Raw genomic sequence first — 14503 nt, 5'->3', positions numbered from 1 at the left:
CCCAGTAGATAGGAGTTTTGGCATTTTTGAATTTCCTTAAAGCCTCTTTTATCTTAAAAGAATAATAACCAACCTCGAAAGAATTTTACCCCAATTATTAGGATTTGAGGCAGGACTATCGCCTAATTCAGCTAACTGGGTATTTCAAAATGGAGCTGCAATAAATTATGACATTAGCAATCTATTAAAGAAATTTTCGACTAACGCAATTTTACCTTGCTCCGTTCCCAGTGCGATATTAAACATTAAATGAGCTTGTATTTATAATATCTAGCTTAATTATAGGGATCGACTTTTTGCCTATTCCTTGATTGGGAAGGAAGTAGCTCATGTACAGTGTCAACTAAATCTTTAGTTGAAAAAGGCTTAATGATATAGGCATTTGCCCCTTGCTTGAATCCCCAATAGCGATCAACTTTTGTTGACTTAGTAGAGCAGATCGCAATCCTAATATGACTGGTTAAAGGATTATCCCTAAGTTGTCGACAGATTTCATAACCATTCATCCCTGGCATTACGATATCTAAAATGATCACATCTGGTTGGATAGATTTAGCTTGAGCGATCGCCTCCACCCCATTTTTAGCCGTGGCAATCTCAAATTTATGACTTTTAAGGATATTTATAATAGTTTCTCTTTGAGCTTGACTATCTTCAACCACTAAAATCTTGGACATAGAATTACACCTCTTACTTTTTACCTGCCAATCCTATAGTTGAAAACCTGATAAAACATGAAGCCTGAGTCCTTAATAAAATGGGACTAAAGTCCTAGGTGCATTTAGGACTATTGCTACTTGTTTGATTTTTTAGCAACAGCTATGCTTAGGCAACTTAGGTGATATCTCATAACTGGATAGGTAACTCCGATGATTCGCATTTTACTTGTAGACGATCATGCTTTCATTCGTCGCGCTTTGAGAATTTCCCTTGGAGATGAATCTTCTTTAGAAATTGTGGGCGAGGCAGAAAATGGCATGTTAGCTATTACCCAAGCAGAACTCCTCCAACCAGATATCATACTAATGGATATTCAAATGCCGCATATGGATGGGGTAGAAGCGACAAGACGGATTTGCAATCTCTCAGGTCCGATCAAAGTCTTAATTCTCACAATTGATGAGACGGATGAATATATCTCACAGGCACTAAAATATGGGGCATCAGGTTATATTTTAAAAAATACCCCACCTGAAGAGTTAACGTTTGCAATTCAGGCTGTTTATCGAGGGTATATGCATCTGGATTTGAATTTGGGTAGGAAGGTAATTGCCCGAATTCCTGATATTTCAGAGGTAGCGACAAGCGACTTGGATAAGCTTACGCCCAGAGAACAAGAAATAGTAAAACTCATAGCTACGGGTGTCAACAATGAGGAGATTGCTAATAAGCTCCACATCTCCCCTAGAACGGTTAAAAATCATATTACTAGCATTTTAAGCCAGTTAAATTTGCGCAACCGCACTCAAATTGCCATCTTAGCTACCTCGATCGGATCTCTCGCCAAAATGTAAATAACATAGCGACAGTGCGTAAAAGTGAGCACAAAAGTGAACTTAAATCTGAGCCTATCCTACGAAGAAACTCTGAGATTGTAATGACATCAAAGTTACTTCACATAGTGGAGGATATATATGCACAGGAATTTAGTATTTAATGTGGTGATGTTATTAATGATAACCTCAACATCAATGTATTTTGGAATTAATGCCTATGGCAGCCAACAAAATGTTCGAGATGATAATAGCTTAAGTACTTGGGAAGGGAGAAATTCATTCTCATTAAGCGATTTGGGTAGAGCTTTAAGTAGTTTTTAAGGTATTTCCCAGTGGGGGATCGCAATAAAAAGCTAATATGGGCAGAAACTAGAGTATACAGTCCGACTTGATCACAATATTCAACAGCGTTTCTAACTTCCCTATTACAGAAATTACTCTCTTTTAAATGTCTTAAATGTCTGTAAAGCACCCAAGTGAATATATTCAATAAAATATCAAAATTCCAGAAATATTTTTTAGTTATAATCTATGAATAGAAATATTAAAGTTCTTGTTAAAGTAGTTGCTATTATCTCATCTGTTTTAGTTATTGGGTATTTAGGAATTTCTGCGATCGCAGGTGATAAACTTTCTACAGCAGTAAGAGTATTTGACCCTAAGAAAATTTCTGTTTTTAACTCTAATCCTGAAGATGTAAAGATAATGACATCTGATGGGAAAGAGATTGTAGGGTGGTATATCAAATCTCAAAAATCAGATAAAGTCGTAATCTTAGTACATGGTTTAAATTCTAGCCGCACCCATGAATTTGCGGATAAATTTTCCGAGTTTGGGGCAGAAATGAACCGTCAAGGGTTTTCTATTCTGATGATAGATTTGCGCGGACACGGGCAAAGCTCCGATTCACGGATTACCTTTGGTATCACAGAACGAAGGGATGTTATTGCCGCCGTAAACTGGCTCAAGCAAAAGGGCTTCAAACCGCAAAAGATCGGAGCTTTGGGAGTATCATTGGGTTCTGCCAGTGTCATCGGAGCTGCTGTGGAAGATAAAGACATTGCTGCAATTGTTACAGACAGTGGCTACGCTGAAGTTTATCCAATTATGCAAAAACATTGGCAATCAGCTTCGGGTGGCTTACCAGAGATATTTCTGCCCTCTACGATGATGTTTGGACACTTATTTACTGGATACGATCCCACTTTATCTAAACCTGTGCAAGAAATCAGTCGCATTTCCCCACGACCTGTTTTGATCATACATAGCAAGATTGACCCCTATACTCCAATAGAAAATGCATACAACCTCAAAGCTGCATACCCCCAAGCAGAATACTGGGAGACCAATGCCAAAGTACACCCTGAAAGCTTTAACACTAACCCACAAGCTTATATCGCTAAGGTTACTGATTTCTTTAATCGAAGCTTAAAATAGGAGAGACATAAGAAATCATGCGAGCGAAATGAGATTTAATATATCTCCTTAGAGAAAAAGTTTTTGCCGATCTTATAAGCCCTTATCTGCACATCTTTAAAGACACGAGAATGGAAGTTTTTTCGATTCAGAATTCTGAAAACTCAGTGATTTAATTAAAAAAATAAGTTAAATTATTAAATTAGTTAGGCTTGCTATAGATATACCTTAAAACCCTATGCACGAAACGCTAATTCAAAGACTTAATTCCTTAGCGATGCTTAGCCTAGCTCAACAGAGAGATTTGAAACAAGTACTAAAACATGAAATATTACCCAAAGATGTATATCTCCTTAGAGAAGGAGAGGTTTCTGACCAAATTTATTTTGTATTAGAAGGAGTGATTCGTTCCTTTAAGAAAAATGATGATAAGGAAGTAACCCAGTGGTTTAGTTTTCCTAATCACTTCGCAGTTCCCTATTTTAGCTTTTCCTATCGTCAGCCAAGTGATATAAGCATGATTACTCTCAGCGATAGCCAACTTTTATCGCTAAGTTATGGAGGATTGCAATACTTATTAGATAAAGATTCAATTTGGATAGATATAAATCGCCGTCTTTTAGAAGAGTATTACACATCCTTGCAAAATCGAGTCACATCATTTCAAGTTCAATCTGCGAAAGAGCGATATGAATCTATCTTACTAGAACATCCAGACATTGCAGAGAGAGTAAATCTAGGGTATTTGGCTTCCTATTTGGGAATTAGTCAAGAAACATTAAGTCGCCTGCGTGCTAAGAAAAGGAGAAGGAATAAAGTTTGATTTAAGTCAAAAATATCGTTTTTTTGATCTATATCAAAATTACCTAATTTACTCTTCATAGTTAATAACTTTAGGATGATGTCAACGAGTTAGAGATGTCAACTATGAAAGTTAAAGTTTTAATTTTATTATTGTTCTTTGGTTTGGCGGGGGGGACGATCGCCGCTAAAGTGTTTGAAAGCAAGCAAAAAATTGATCGTAATTATCTGCCTCAATATTCATATTCTTGGGCAGATTTCGCCAGAATGATGGAAGTTTACCGATAATTCATTAAATATATTCATGAGGTATTTATTATGAAAAATAAACTGAGTTTAATTACTCTACTATTGCTAATTTCTTGTTCTCTTTCTCTCACTTCATCCACTCTGGCAATAGAGGAAATGAAGCCTAAAATTAATAACCTTGATTTGGTTGCAAATGGTGGTCTCAAACAAGAATTAGAGACAATAGCTAGGTTAAATCCAGAAGTGGCAGGACTGAAGTTTATAAAATTTACTGACTGGGAAACAACCTCTACCGGTTTAGGGTATAGCGCAAAATGGTATCGCGATTATTTTGATTTGTCTCTAATGGATGTCTATTTTTTTACTTTGGGAAGAAGTGACATCTCCGGTGCCATTGATGATAATGTCTATGCGGAAATAAAAAGGCAAATTTCTAATATTCAGATTTCTGAACAGAATGGCAGATACCAAAATGTGCAATTTGATTCCCTAACCACGAGGAAAATTGGGAATCAAACATTTCTCTATATACCATTACGATACTCTTTTAACGGAGCAGATTTTAATTCAGTAATTCTGACAACCGCTAAGCAAGGTAAGTACATCAACGTGCGTATTTCTTCAACGGATCCTAAAGTTCTTGAATCCATCATTCAGCAAATTCCTCATTTACTCAATTCGATAAAGTGAGCTTTATATCACTTTTGTTAATATCGATCTCAAAATGACCGTTTTTCTTTGTTAATTTATTTTGGAATGAGAATAATTGTATGGCTATGAAAATTGAACGAGAGGATCTGGATTGGGCAATTAACGATGATTTGATCGATGCGGATATAGCTGAACAACTCTGGCAAGGTTGGCAAGAACGGAAAAGGCACATACCGCAATTTAATTTTGCCAATGTGGCTTACTACTTCGGAGCTTTGGTCGTCATCTTTGGGATGTTTTTCTGCCTCACTTCCGCCTGGGAAAAACTTGGTGGTCAGGGTATTTTGACCCTGGCTTGTGTCTATTTGCTAATTTTTGCTCTTGCGGGTTTTCGTATGTGGTTTGCTCGGGGTTTAAAAATTCCAGGTGGATTGTTAACCACTATTGCCGTGTTCATGGTACCGCTTGCGATTTATGGCTTTCAGCGGATGACAGGTATTTGGCCCAACGGCGATCCAGGCAGCTATGAAAACTACCATATCTGGGTAAAAGCTAGTTGGTTTTACATGGAAATGGGTACAATTCTCGCAGGATTATTTGCTCTCTGGTGGATTCGTTTTGCATTCCTGACGCTACCGATTGCATACTCGCTGTGGTACATGTCAATGGATTTAACGCCTCTGCTTTTTGGGAAGGATTATTTCACTTGGAATGAACGGTGCCTTGTTTCTTTCTGGTTTGGTATTGCCAATATCATTATTGCTTTTCTCATCGATAGGCGCATCCGCCGAAGTCAGGGAGACTTTGCCTTTTGGCTCTACCTGTCTGGAATGATGGCTTTTTGGGGAGGTTTAACGTTTATGAATAGCGGTGGCGAATGGGAACGCTTCCTTTACTTTCTAATCAATCTGTTTTTGATTATTCTCTCTATCTTACTCAGACGGCGCATATTTGTCATCTTCGGGGCTATGGGAACTATCGGTTATCTCGGACATCTTTCCTATTCAGTATTTCGCGATTCACTATTGTTTCCGATTGCAACTTCCTTTGTCGGCGTTTTAATAATTTTGGCTGGGATGCAGTACCAGAAAAATTCCAATTCAATTGCAGTTTTCTTAAATCGTGTACTTCCTGAATCGTTGCTTCAACTATTACCGAAGGATAATTGACTCTTAAAATCATCAATTTCCACTTCCCCCTATTCCACATGTGTTACCAGCAACCGCTGAGTTCGTTAAAATGCTATTCGCAGTCGATATCCTCGACATTATGTTAAAAGCGATCACTCGTTTTGAAAAAGAATTAATATCTACCTAATGCTCTGAAATCAGGAGAAAGATTATCATTCACTTGACTATAAATCACCAGACAGTGTGCATATTGAAAAATATTGAATTAAGTTCATTTTTCTACATCACCAAATTTATATTTTTAACTCTAATACCTTTTTATTGAAATTTGGAGCATCTTATAATGACAAAGCGAATAATAACAGAGGAAAATTCTGAAAAACTAAGTTTTACTACCAAGCTTGCCTATGGGGCAGGCGATTTTGGCACTTCAATAACAGCCAACATTCTAATATTTTTTCTTTTGCCCTTTTTTACCGATGTCGCTGGCATTAGACCGGGCATTGCAGGAGCTATTTTAGCTGTAAGTAAAATCTGGGATGCTGTTAACGATCCCATAGTTGGTGTATTAACGGATAAAACTCGAACGAGATGGGGGAGAAGAAGACCGTGGATGTTTTGGGCGGCGATTCCTTTTGGTCTATCTTTTATAGCCCAATGGTGGGTTCCTTTCCCCGGAAACGAAACTGCTTTGTTGATTTATTACGGGGCGATCGCCATTTTATTTAATACCTTCTATAGAGCCTGTTTCATATCTCATGAGTAGCAATTCTTTTTAGCATCAAACGAATAAAGCAAAGATTGAGTTTAGCTGTAGCATTAACGAGAGTTCTCTCAAAGTTCTTAACTAAGATTTTGCATCTTTCAACCCAAGCATTTGACCTTTCAATTACCCACCTTGTCGGCACAACTACAAACCCAGACAGACCTTTTTCTGCCTTCTGTTGCTTTGATACCTTAGGAGAAATTTCAAACCTAATCTTAGTCATAATCTCAGGATAAACCTTCTGTAAATCAGTCGTCAATTTTTCGATATGATAACCACTATCCAGCAATATCGTAGTTAGGGTAATGTCATCTGGCTTCGATTTGAAGTAATCAATGTTAAACGTTAACATCTCAATCAGTCCTTGGTCATCTGATACATTTGCTCTTGTTAAATAGGTGAAAAAAGGAAATCCCAGTATGTCAACGGCTAAATGTCTTTTGATCCCGTTAGTTGCTTTGTAGGAGCAGAAGCCCTTGGATTCTATACTTGCATTACAGGTATTTTTCACTGCTTGTGAGTCAATGATGATTAAAGTTGTCCATTTTGATTTTTTTTGACTGTTCACGGGCTGTTGAATGCAAAGCTTCCATAATCGCAGTAAATGTACCTGTATCTTTCCACTCCTTGTAGTATCGATACACTGTAGAGAATGGTGGTAAGTCTCGGGGCATATCTCGCCAATTACAACCGTTTTTGAGTTGGTAGAGTATGCCGTCTAAAATTTGTCTTTTTGTCCATGTTGGCGGTCTAGTTTGCTTTTTCTTTGGGAGCAATGGTTCTATAATTTCCCATTCTTTATCTGTTAGGCTACTTGAGTATGGATTTAGCATTTTCTAAGTATCATACATCTTGCTCATAATAGATATGAAACAGGCTCTATACTTGTGTCAATTTACCATACACGGCACTAACGCCCGAACTTACCCAAGATTATGACGAACGGACGAGTTTAAACAGCTTTCGCTTTGCCTTCTCGATTATTGGTAGCATCCTTTCTGGAGTTTTGCATCCATTTATCGTAGGATATTTCCAGAATCAAGCTACAGGATATTTTATAGCTGGATTGATTTGGGGTATTCTCTCAGTTTTGCCTATATTTTGGTGTGTATGGGGAACATGGGAAAAATATCATCTGGAAACCATTGAAATCCCAATCATCGCTCAGTTAAAAATTGCTTTCACCAATAAGCCCTATCTGTATGTAATTGGGATTTATCTTTGCTCTTGGTTAGCATTTCAAAATACAGCCACTATAATCCCTTACTATGTCACCTACTGGATGAAGTTAAAAACTGAATTTGTAGGGTTTACGATCCTGGCAGTTCAGGGTACTGCATTGGTTATGCTTTTTGTGTGGGCAAAGGTAAGCGCGAAAATTGGCAAAAAGGCAGTGTATGTAATTGGAATGTCGGTTTGGATTTTTGCTCAGACTGGCTTATATTTTCTTCAGCCCAATCAAGTTGCATTAATGTTTGTACTGGCGATGCTCGCGGGGGTAGGAGTTTCTACTGCCTATATGATTCCGTGGTCGATGATTGCCGATGTAATTGAATTGGATGAACTCAAGACAGGGCAGAGAAGAGAAGGCGTATTTTATGGGTTTATGGTGTTGCTTCAAAAAGTTGGTTTGGCGATCGCCCTGCTAGGCGTTGGGGTTGCTTTAGATCGGTCTGGATTCGTTAAACCCGAACATGGTCAATTAGTTTTACAACAACCAGATTTAGTCCTCCAAACCCTGCGGATTATGATTGCTCCCCTGCCAGCTTTATGTTTGATTTTAGGAATTGCATTTGCGGCTCTCTATCCGATTACCCGCGAGGTACATGCAGAGATTCTGTTCAGAATTAATGAAAAAATCAAAGGGAACCTCTAAAAATGAGCTATAAATAAATACAAACATGCAAAAAGGTCAATCAACCCTTGCCGCTCAAAAATAACGTTATACACGTTATACCAAACTGATACGTTCGTTGAAATTGTCTGTTTCGAGCAAAGATTTAGCACTCAAAAATGATTTACTTCTTTAGTGAGTTCTGAGTGTTTTTTGGCGATTCCCTTCAGGATGCTTTCCCCAAAGAAAAATACTTGAAAAGAGATCGGGACACATATCATTGGAGGGGGCAATATTGTGATATTTTGGTTTTTAGTTGAGGGGGAGCATTTGCCACTCAATAATACCGTTATACCCCTAGAAAAAGTATGATTTTTCTCTCTGGAATATATTTGACTAAACTGATGAGAATTGTAATTTAAAGGTAGATTCATGAATATGGTATTGTCTAAAAGTTCGGGTGTAATTTCTTCGATGCCCATCGCACTGGCACAGGCGGCTTTGGTATTTGGGCTGGCGGGTGGAACGCAGGGTAAGGGTTGGACTTTTTGTAAGGCTGCGATGTTTCGGGTTAGAGTTTTGTTTATCCAATCTGGGAGATTAAGATCGGTTTTGGCAACTTTCAGTTTTGCCTTTACATCACCAGAAAGATACCTTTCAGTAATTACCCATTCTTGTATTTCGGGGTCATAGAATATTAGTCCTAATCGGGATAGTTCTTCAGCTATATGTTCCATTTGCATTCACGCTTACTACGCAAATACCGAAGGACTTATTTACCTAATTACTTGTACTTGAATATTTGGTATATTTTCCCAAGCTTTATCCGCAGTTACGGCTATGGCATCTAGGGATTGAGCTAATGCTAAACAAGCGCGATCGCCTAGGGATAGACCAAAAGGCTTAGTTATTGACCAGAGATTAGCTGCTATTTCTGCTTGTTGAATAGTAAAATCTATTATTTCTACTCCTACTACTTGTAATCCATCTACTACTGTGTCTGTTACAATTCCTCTCTGCTTTGCTTTTTGAATCACCTCTGATAGGTTGACAGTTGAGATTGCACATTCAGGTAGGAGTTCATCAACTATCTCATAGCCATTTTCGCAATGCAGTGAAGCCAAAAGTGCGGAAGCATCAAGAACATATTTACTCATGCTCTGCTCTTCGATCAGCAATAAGTTCATCAGCTAAACTAATGTCAGATGGCACCACCGCAAAAAGATTTTTAAGTTTAGATAATACTGCTTTACGAGTTTCTAAAATTAGGCGATCGCCTTCGATTGTAGCGACTAATTCCGTTCCGACTTCAAGCCCTAGCTCTTTTCGTAGTTCCACTGGTATGACCATTCTGCCTTGTTCGCCCAACCGTAGCATTATTCCTGTCATAATTTTTTGCTTATAGTGTCATCTTATCTATATTATGCCACTTGTTAATATTTCTGACACATCAACATCTTTCAACTATCCAATCTAAATCTACTTTTCCTTTAACATTCAAACAATGGACTAGAGCATCTTTGGCACTGGCACATTTGCCCGGCACGGTGTAACCTCTGGTGGTTCGCTGGGTAAAAATTGGGGCTTTCCTACCATTCACTTCAAGTGAACAGAGCAATCCATATCTAGGGTCTTTACCAAATTCAGCTTTATTTGAATCACTTGCTAAATATCCATTTTTCATTTTCTCCCTGAGCTGGCGATTTGGCGATTGCGTTTGTCTATTTGGCGTTTTCGGGCAGTTCCACCCTTACCGTTGTTATTTCGCCCTTCTAAACGGGGACTTTCGTGCCTTTTCAACCTATTCACTTTTTTACTCCTTTTTTATGTATTCCATCAAAACATCACCATGACATCTCAATGGGTGACAATAGCATAGCAATATTACTTTTTCGCCCTTTATATATCTTTCCCTCAATCCTTGTAATTCATGCCATGCAGCACCTTTACCTTTTTTCACTATCCCTTCTAACCAAATCCGATATTTAACTATAGAGCCTGTTTCATATCTATTATGAGCAAGATGTATGATACTTAGAAAATGCTAAATCCATACTCAAGTAGCCTAACAGATAAAGAATGGGAAATTATAGAACCATTGCTCCCAAAGAAAAAGCAAACTAGACCGCCAACTTGGACAAAAAGACAAATTTTAGACGGCATACTCTACCAACTCAAAAAACGGTTGTAATTGGCGAGATATGCCCCGAGACTTACCACCATTCTCTACAGTCTATCGATACTACAAGGAGTGGAAAGATACAGGTACATTTACTGCGATTATGGAAGCTTTGCATTCAACAGCCCGTGAACAGTCAAAAAATCAAAATGGACAACTTTAATCATCATTGACTCACAAGCAGTGAAAAATACTTGTAATGCAAGTATAGAATCCAAGGGCTTCTGCTCCTACAAAGCAACTAACGGGATCAAAAGACATTTAGCCGTTGACACTCTGGGATTTCCTTTCTTTACCTATTTAACAAGAGCAAATGTATCAGATGACCAAGGACTGATTGAGATGTTAACGTTTAACATTGATTACTTCAAATCGAAGCCAGATGACATTACGCTAACTACGATATTGCTGGATAGTGGTTATCATATCGAAAAATTGACGACTGATTTACAGAAGGTTTATCCTGAGATTATGACTAAGATTAGGTTTGAAATTTCTCCTAAGGTATCAAAGCAACAGAAGGCAGAAAAAGGTCTGTCTGGGTTTGTAGTTGTGCCGACAAGGTGGGTAATTGGGTTGAAAGATGCAAAATCTTAGTTAAGAACTTTGAGAGAACTCTCGTTAATGCTACAGCTAAACTCAATCTTTGCTTTATTCGCTTGATGCTAAAAGAATTGCTACTCATGAGATATGAAACAGGCTCTATAACTTCTGCTCTGGTGCCATCTTTACCAATTACAAATATATTTGCTAATGCCGAACCTTTCATATCGTTTCCCGTTCTGCCTATGTAGTGCTTATCTTCACCAATCCAGCCAATTACTTTTCCATTGCCTACTTCAAACTATTTAGCCCTTTCTTTAATTTCACTCGTACTGAAAGACTAAGTCTACTCATAGCTTAACTCAGGATTTGATAGGGCACTAATATGGATTTGATATGGATTACAAGTCCCAAATGTCCAGACAATTTAGGACAGTTTTAGCTGATTGGTTAGCCTGATTCTTTCCTTATAGAGCCTGTTTCATATCTATTATGAGCAAGATGTATGATGCTTAGAAAATGCTAAATCCATACTCAAGTAGCCTAACAGATAAAGAATGGGAAATTATAGAACCATTGCTCCCAAAGAAAAAGCAAACTAGACCGCCAACTTGGACAAAAAGACAAATTTTAGACGGCATACTCTACCAACTCAAAAACGGTTGTAATTGGCGAGATATGCCCCGAGACTTACCACCATTCTCTACAGTGTATCGATACTACAAGGAGTGGAAAGATACAGGTACATTTACTGCGATTATGGAAGCTTTGCATTCAACAGCCCGTGAACAGTCAAAAAAAAATCAAAATGGACAACTTTAATCATCATTGACTCACAAGCAGTGAAAAATACTTGTAATGCAAGTATAGAATCCAAGGGCTTCTGCTCCTACAAAGCAACTAACGGGATCAAAAGACATTTAGCCGTTGACACTCTGGGATTTCCTTTCTTTACCTATTTAACAAGAGCAAATGTATCAGATGACCAAGGACTGATTGAGATGTTAACGTTTAACATTGATTACTTCAAATCGAAGCCAGATGACATTACGCTAACTACGATATTGCTGGATAGTGGTTATCATATCGAAAAATTGACGACTGATTTACAGAAGGTTTATCCTGAGATTATGACTAAGATTAGGTTTGAAATTTCTCCTAAGGTATCAAAGCAACAGAAGGCAGAAAAAGGTCTGTCTGGGTTTGTAGTTGTGCCGACAAGGTGGGTAATTGGGTTGAAAGATGCAAAATCTTAGTTAAGAACTTTGAGAGAACTCTCGTTAATGCTACAGCTAAACTCAATCTTTGCTTTATTCGCTTGATGCTAAAAAGAATTGCTACTCATGAGATATGAAACAGGCTCTATATGAAAATCACCAAACCTCAAAGGACTATGCTGCTTGTTTGGCTTGATAATCTCTCAAGGAGTTAAATCCATTTTGGAATAGTAGGGAGTAGATATGCTTACAACAGGCATTTCTCAGTATTTGTTGCTGGTTTCGATAATCTTCACAGGTGCAAGTGATGCGGTTATTAGCTATTTCAATGTTATGATAGGTTTTACTATCGGGGCTGTGGGCAAGCCATTCTGTAGCTGATTGTTGATAAAGATTTACTTCCAGAGCTTTCTGCTTGTGGATTTCCACAAAGTGTTTCTGAAATGCTCTTTTGCTCATGAATTTGGGTCTTCTACCCTTGGCTTTAGCTAGGATGATTTTATCTGCTGACTTGATGGGGTAGGCAGTTCAGCATTCTACTGGCTGCGGTTTTGGAATAGATTAGTTTTTCACGATTTGTCATTGTTTTATCCTCTTGACTTCGCTTTTACTGAAAGACTGTAACTCCCTTGCCTAGTTTTTTTGCTGTGTCGATGGTGTTCTTAGTTCCTCTGCTCTCTCCATCCCAAAATGCCACGATTCGGTCTGATGTTTCGACTATTTGCTGGTTGCGTTTCATTCCTGCTGCTTTGCCAAACTTATGCCAATCTGCGGGGTGGATTTCTGTTTGGAGTCCGATGGATTCTGCTACTTTCTCAGCACATTTATCTACTCCTCTAGCCCCACCGCTTACGATTACTGTATCTATGGGTAAGGTTTGAATGTATGCTCTAACTTTGGATAGATTTGGATATTCTCTGGAACCGACTATTGCTATTTTCATTTTATCACTTTATTTATCACTTCGCTTTTACCAAAGGACTGATGTAATTTTCTATTCTTTGAGTGATACTTGTAAGGTAGTTCGTAAAATGGAGGTTATTGTTCGTGCCAAGAAATTTGAATGGTAAAGTCGCACTTGTAACGGGGGCATCACGGGGAATTGGCAAGGGTATTGAGATCGCTTTGGGTGAAGCAGGTGCGTTGGTTTATATTACGGGGCGCAGTTTTGATGGTAGTAATTCTCCAGAACTGTTATCGAATGACTTATTAGATACTAAGAATGCAGTAGAAAAGGCGGGTGGAATTTGTATTGCTATACCCACCGATCACAGTGATGATATACAGATTAAATCTCTATTTGAGCAAATTGATAGGGAACAAAATGGACAATTAGATCTATTGGTAAACAATGCCTATGGCGGAGTGCGATCGCTGATAGAGAGCAAAGGCAAGCCATTTTGGGAATCGGATATTAGTCTTTGGGATGCTTGCAATCAAGTTGGGTTGAGCAGTCACTATGTGTCAAGTCATTGGGCAGCGAAGATGATGACCCAACGCAAGCAAGGATTAATCGTGACCATATCTTCTTGGGGCGGATTAGCTCCTATCTTTGGAGTAGCCTATGGAACTAACTGGTAAATCTGCTTGCGATCGCCTTGCGGCAGATATGGCAGTCGAACTTAAGCCATTTAATGTTGTTTCGATTTCACTTTATCCCGGTATTATTGGCACTGAGCATTTTCATAGGCTAGTTGATGACAACCTTCAAAATACTGAGAGTAATCTTGGCGTTGCCGAGAAGGGAAACTCATCTGTAAGAATCCTAGATAAGTTTAATTGGGAAACTCATTTATTTGTGGGTAGAGTAATTGCTGCCTTATTTAATACTCCTGATCTGATGCGTCGAACTGGTAAAGTACATATTGTGGCGGAATTGGCGGCTCGTTATGGAATTGTTGATGAATACGATTGTCGCCCAGCTTCTTTAAGCTCAATCAGATTTATACTGCCCCAAGGTTTGCCAATGCTTAAAGCTAAGTTTATTCCAGATATTAGAGTGCCTTGGTGGATAATCCTGCTAACTCTTCTCACGTCCCCCACAATTTGAGTATTACTCTGAAAGAGTTTTTATGTTTATGGAGTGCGATCGCCGCCCAGAAAGAAAGTGAAGGGATATTTCCCATTAGCTAGCTTTATGAGCCACCATGACTAGCCACGAGCATTCTTCGATGGGCATTCCAGTTGGTCGATAGTAATGATGGAGTATTTGAAATTTTGC

24 protein-coding genes and 2 pseudogenes are annotated in these 14503 nt (G+C 38.4%); 16 read left to right on the top strand and 10 right to left on the bottom strand.

Translation table 11 applies throughout. The features are described from left to right. Window positions 1–275: 275 nt before the first annotated feature. Entirely contained in the window at window positions 276–677 is a 402-nt protein-coding gene (locus SYN7502_RS07130; RefSeq protein ID WP_015168174.1) for a response regulator transcription factor, read from the bottom strand. Between the two features lie 192 nt (window positions 678–869). On the opposite strand from SYN7502_RS07130, the gene SYN7502_RS07125 reads away from it, so the two are divergent. The 7 genes and pseudogenes from SYN7502_RS07125 to SYN7502_RS07100 all read left to right on the top strand — a co-directional run. Then, window positions 870–1514: a response regulator gene (locus SYN7502_RS07125; protein WP_015168173.1), complete on the top strand. Its 645-nt coding sequence runs from the start codon at window positions 870–872 to the stop codon at window positions 1512–1514. 513 nt (window positions 1515–2027) lie between these two features. Then, window positions 2028–2933, top strand: coding sequence for an alpha/beta hydrolase (locus SYN7502_RS07120; RefSeq protein ID WP_015168171.1), 906 nt, complete (start codon window positions 2028–2030; stop codon window positions 2931–2933). Between the two features lie 217 nt (window positions 2934–3150). After that, window positions 3151–3735 (top strand): Crp/Fnr family transcriptional regulator, encoded by a 585-nt coding sequence (locus SYN7502_RS07115; protein ID WP_015168170.1) that lies wholly within the window; start codon window positions 3151–3153, stop codon window positions 3733–3735. 104 nt (window positions 3736–3839) lie between these two features. After that, window positions 3840–4001 carry a hypothetical protein gene (locus SYN7502_RS20150; protein WP_168130333.1) on the top strand — a complete coding sequence of 54 codons (162 nt, stop codon included), beginning with the start codon at window positions 3840–3842 and terminating at the stop codon, window positions 3999–4001. 30 nt (window positions 4002–4031) lie between these two features. Further along, complete coding sequence (locus tag SYN7502_RS07110; RefSeq protein WP_015168168.1) at window positions 4032–4652, top strand: hypothetical protein; 621 nt, start codon at window positions 4032–4034, stop codon at window positions 4650–4652. Window positions 4653–4732: 80 nt separating this feature from the next. After that, a complete protein-coding gene (locus tag SYN7502_RS07105; protein WP_015168167.1) occupies window positions 4733–5782 on the top strand; it encodes a DUF2157 domain-containing protein in 1050 nt (349 codons plus the stop codon). A 304-nt stretch (window positions 5783–6086) separates the two neighbouring features. Then, window positions 6087–6482: pseudogene (locus tag SYN7502_RS07100) on the top strand (MFS transporter); the annotation flags it as partial. A gap of 10 nt (window positions 6483–6492) precedes the next feature. Here SYN7502_RS07100 and SYN7502_RS07095 read toward each other — a convergent pair. Next, on the bottom strand, window positions 6493–7077 hold the full coding sequence (locus SYN7502_RS07095) for a transposase (protein ID WP_371257780.1): 585 nt from the start codon (window positions 7075–7077) through the stop codon (window positions 6493–6495). After that, window positions 7031–7342 (bottom strand): transposase, encoded by a 312-nt coding sequence (locus tag SYN7502_RS18220; RefSeq protein WP_015168135.1) that lies wholly within the window; start codon window positions 7340–7342, stop codon window positions 7031–7033. Before SYN7502_RS18220 ends, SYN7502_RS07095 begins: the two co-directional genes overlap by 47 nt. A 56-nt stretch (window positions 7343–7398) precedes the next feature. Here SYN7502_RS18220 and SYN7502_RS07090 point away from each other — a divergent pair. Continuing rightward, window positions 7399–8385 (top strand): annotated as a pseudogene (locus SYN7502_RS07090) (MFS transporter); the annotation flags it as partial. A gap of 131 nt (window positions 8386–8516) precedes the next feature. Here the strand turns inward: SYN7502_RS07090 and SYN7502_RS07085 are convergent. The 5 genes from SYN7502_RS07085 to SYN7502_RS21375 all read right to left on the bottom strand — a co-directional run bounded on the left by SYN7502_RS07085 (window position 8517) and on the right by SYN7502_RS21375 (window position 10336). Beyond that, entirely contained in the window at window positions 8517–9080 is a 564-nt protein-coding gene (locus SYN7502_RS07085; protein WP_144050180.1) for a hypothetical protein, read from the bottom strand. A 39-nt stretch (window positions 9081–9119) separates the two neighbouring features. Next, window positions 9120–9500 carry a type II toxin-antitoxin system VapC family toxin gene (locus tag SYN7502_RS07080; RefSeq protein ID WP_015168166.1) on the bottom strand — a complete coding sequence of 127 codons (381 nt, stop codon included), beginning with the start codon at window positions 9498–9500 and terminating at the stop codon, window positions 9120–9122. Next, window positions 9493–9732 (bottom strand): AbrB/MazE/SpoVT family DNA-binding domain-containing protein, encoded by a 240-nt coding sequence (locus SYN7502_RS07075; protein WP_015168165.1) that lies wholly within the window; start codon window positions 9730–9732, stop codon window positions 9493–9495. The genes SYN7502_RS07080 and SYN7502_RS07075 overlap by 8 nt, the downstream gene beginning before the upstream one ends. A gap of 61 nt (window positions 9733–9793) precedes the next feature. Next, window positions 9794–10027 carry a hypothetical protein gene (locus SYN7502_RS20490; protein WP_041429298.1) on the bottom strand — a complete coding sequence of 78 codons (234 nt, stop codon included), beginning with the start codon at window positions 10025–10027 and terminating at the stop codon, window positions 9794–9796. Between the two features lie 129 nt (window positions 10028–10156). Beyond that, window positions 10157–10336, bottom strand: coding sequence for a DUF4326 domain-containing protein (locus tag SYN7502_RS21375; RefSeq protein ID WP_371257825.1), 180 nt, complete (start codon window positions 10334–10336; stop codon window positions 10157–10159). 48 nt (window positions 10337–10384) lie between these two features. Between SYN7502_RS21375 and SYN7502_RS20485 the strand changes: the two genes are divergently transcribed. The 6 genes from SYN7502_RS20485 (at window position 10385) to SYN7502_RS07050 (ending at window position 12321) form a co-directional block, all read left to right on the top strand. Continuing rightward, entirely contained in the window at window positions 10385–10534 is a 150-nt protein-coding gene (locus SYN7502_RS20485) for a transposase (RefSeq protein ID WP_210391329.1), read from the top strand. Between the two features lie 10 nt (window positions 10535–10544). Continuing rightward, entirely contained in the window at window positions 10545–10685 is a 141-nt protein-coding gene (locus SYN7502_RS20480; protein ID WP_210391328.1) for a transposase, read from the top strand. A gap of 20 nt (window positions 10686–10705) precedes the next feature. Further along, window positions 10706–11119, top strand: a complete 414-nt coding sequence (locus tag SYN7502_RS07060) for a transposase (RefSeq protein WP_371257812.1) — start codon at window positions 10706–10708, stop codon at window positions 11117–11119. Then, complete coding sequence (locus tag SYN7502_RS21370; protein WP_371257813.1) at window positions 11086–11316, top strand: hypothetical protein; 231 nt, start codon at window positions 11086–11088, stop codon at window positions 11314–11316. The genes SYN7502_RS07060 and SYN7502_RS21370 overlap by 34 nt, the downstream gene beginning before the upstream one ends. Window positions 11317–11584: 268 nt before the next feature. Then, window positions 11585–11887: a transposase gene (locus SYN7502_RS07055; RefSeq protein ID WP_041429297.1), complete on the top strand. Its 303-nt coding sequence runs from the start codon at window positions 11585–11587 to the stop codon at window positions 11885–11887. 20 nt (window positions 11888–11907) lie between these two features. Further along, a complete protein-coding gene (locus tag SYN7502_RS07050) occupies window positions 11908–12321 on the top strand; it encodes a transposase (RefSeq protein WP_371257812.1) in 414 nt (137 codons plus the stop codon). A gap of 135 nt (window positions 12322–12456) precedes the next feature. On the opposite strand, the gene SYN7502_RS07045 is transcribed toward SYN7502_RS07050, so the two are convergent. Together SYN7502_RS07045 and SYN7502_RS07040 are read right to left on the bottom strand one after the other, a co-directional pair. After that, window positions 12457–12741 (bottom strand): hypothetical protein, encoded by a 285-nt coding sequence (locus SYN7502_RS07045; protein WP_015168164.1) that lies wholly within the window; start codon window positions 12739–12741, stop codon window positions 12457–12459. A 148-nt stretch (window positions 12742–12889) separates the two neighbouring features. Continuing rightward, window positions 12890–13225 carry a DNA-processing protein DprA gene (locus SYN7502_RS07040; protein WP_015168163.1) on the bottom strand — a complete coding sequence of 112 codons (336 nt, stop codon included), beginning with the start codon at window positions 13223–13225 and terminating at the stop codon, window positions 12890–12892. 104 nt (window positions 13226–13329) lie between these two features. Here SYN7502_RS07040 and SYN7502_RS20935 point away from each other — a divergent pair, with 104 nt between their 5' ends. Together SYN7502_RS20935 and SYN7502_RS20930 are read left to right on the top strand one after the other, a co-directional pair. Beyond that, complete coding sequence (locus SYN7502_RS20935) at window positions 13330–13863, top strand: SDR family NAD(P)-dependent oxidoreductase (protein WP_246828977.1); 534 nt, start codon at window positions 13330–13332, stop codon at window positions 13861–13863. Further along, window positions 13847–14332 (top strand): Rossmann-fold NAD(P)-binding domain-containing protein, encoded by a 486-nt coding sequence (locus SYN7502_RS20930; RefSeq protein ID WP_246828976.1) that lies wholly within the window; start codon window positions 13847–13849, stop codon window positions 14330–14332. The genes SYN7502_RS20935 and SYN7502_RS20930 overlap by 17 nt, the downstream gene beginning before the upstream one ends. Window positions 14333–14503 lie beyond the last annotated feature (171 nt).

The organism is Synechococcus sp. PCC 7502 (genome assembly GCF_000317085.1).
GTDB lineage: Bacteria > Cyanobacteriota > Cyanobacteriia > Pseudanabaenales > Pseudanabaenaceae > PCC-7502.
Note: the sequence above shows the minus strand (reverse complement) of the source record. Positions and strands in the feature narration are given on the sequence as shown.

Excerpts from the sequence above, each read along its gene's own strand:
- SYN7502_RS07130 (WP_015168174.1), bottom strand. The coding sequence starts at position 677 with ATGTCCAAGATTTTAGTGGTTGAAGATAGTCAAGCTCAAAGAGAAACT.
- SYN7502_RS07125 (WP_015168173.1), top strand. The coding sequence starts at position 870 with ATGATTCGCATTTTACTTGTAGACGATCATGCTTTCATTCGTCGCGCT.
- SYN7502_RS07120 (WP_015168171.1), top strand. The coding sequence starts at position 2,028 with ATGAATAGAAATATTAAAGTTCTTGTTAAAGTAGTTGCTATTATCTCA.
- SYN7502_RS07115 (WP_015168170.1), top strand. The coding sequence starts at position 3,151 with ATGCACGAAACGCTAATTCAAAGACTTAATTCCTTAGCGATGCTTAGC.
- SYN7502_RS20150 (WP_168130333.1), top strand. The coding sequence starts at position 3,840 with ATGAAAGTTAAAGTTTTAATTTTATTATTGTTCTTTGGTTTGGCGGGG.
- SYN7502_RS07110 (WP_015168168.1), top strand. The coding sequence starts at position 4,032 with ATGAAAAATAAACTGAGTTTAATTACTCTACTATTGCTAATTTCTTGT.
- SYN7502_RS07105 (WP_015168167.1), top strand. The coding sequence starts at position 4,733 with ATGGCTATGAAAATTGAACGAGAGGATCTGGATTGGGCAATTAACGAT.
- SYN7502_RS18220 (WP_015168135.1), bottom strand. The coding sequence starts at position 7,342 with ATGCTAAATCCATACTCAAGTAGCCTAACAGATAAAGAATGGGAAATT.
- SYN7502_RS07085 (WP_144050180.1), bottom strand. The coding sequence starts at position 9,080 with ATGGAACATATAGCTGAAGAACTATCCCGATTAGGACTAATATTCTAT.
- SYN7502_RS07080 (WP_015168166.1), bottom strand. The coding sequence starts at position 9,500 with ATGAGTAAATATGTTCTTGATGCTTCCGCACTTTTGGCTTCACTGCAT.
- SYN7502_RS07075 (WP_015168165.1), bottom strand. The coding sequence starts at position 9,732 with ATGACAGGAATAATGCTACGGTTGGGCGAACAAGGCAGAATGGTCATA.
- SYN7502_RS20490 (WP_041429298.1), bottom strand. The coding sequence starts at position 10,027 with ATGAAAAATGGATATTTAGCAAGTGATTCAAATAAAGCTGAATTTGGT.
- SYN7502_RS20485 (WP_210391329.1), top strand. The coding sequence starts at position 10,385 with ATGCTAAATCCATACTCAAGTAGCCTAACAGATAAAGAATGGGAAATT.
- SYN7502_RS20480 (WP_210391328.1), top strand. The coding sequence starts at position 10,545 with ATGCCCCGAGACTTACCACCATTCTCTACAGTCTATCGATACTACAAG.
- SYN7502_RS07055 (WP_041429297.1), top strand. The coding sequence starts at position 11,585 with ATGCTAAATCCATACTCAAGTAGCCTAACAGATAAAGAATGGGAAATT.
- SYN7502_RS07045 (WP_015168164.1), bottom strand. The coding sequence starts at position 12,741 with ATGAGCAAAAGAGCATTTCAGAAACACTTTGTGGAAATCCACAAGCAG.
- SYN7502_RS07040 (WP_015168163.1), bottom strand. The coding sequence starts at position 13,225 with ATGAAAATAGCAATAGTCGGTTCCAGAGAATATCCAAATCTATCCAAA.
- SYN7502_RS20930 (WP_246828976.1), top strand. The coding sequence starts at position 13,847 with ATGGAACTAACTGGTAAATCTGCTTGCGATCGCCTTGCGGCAGATATG.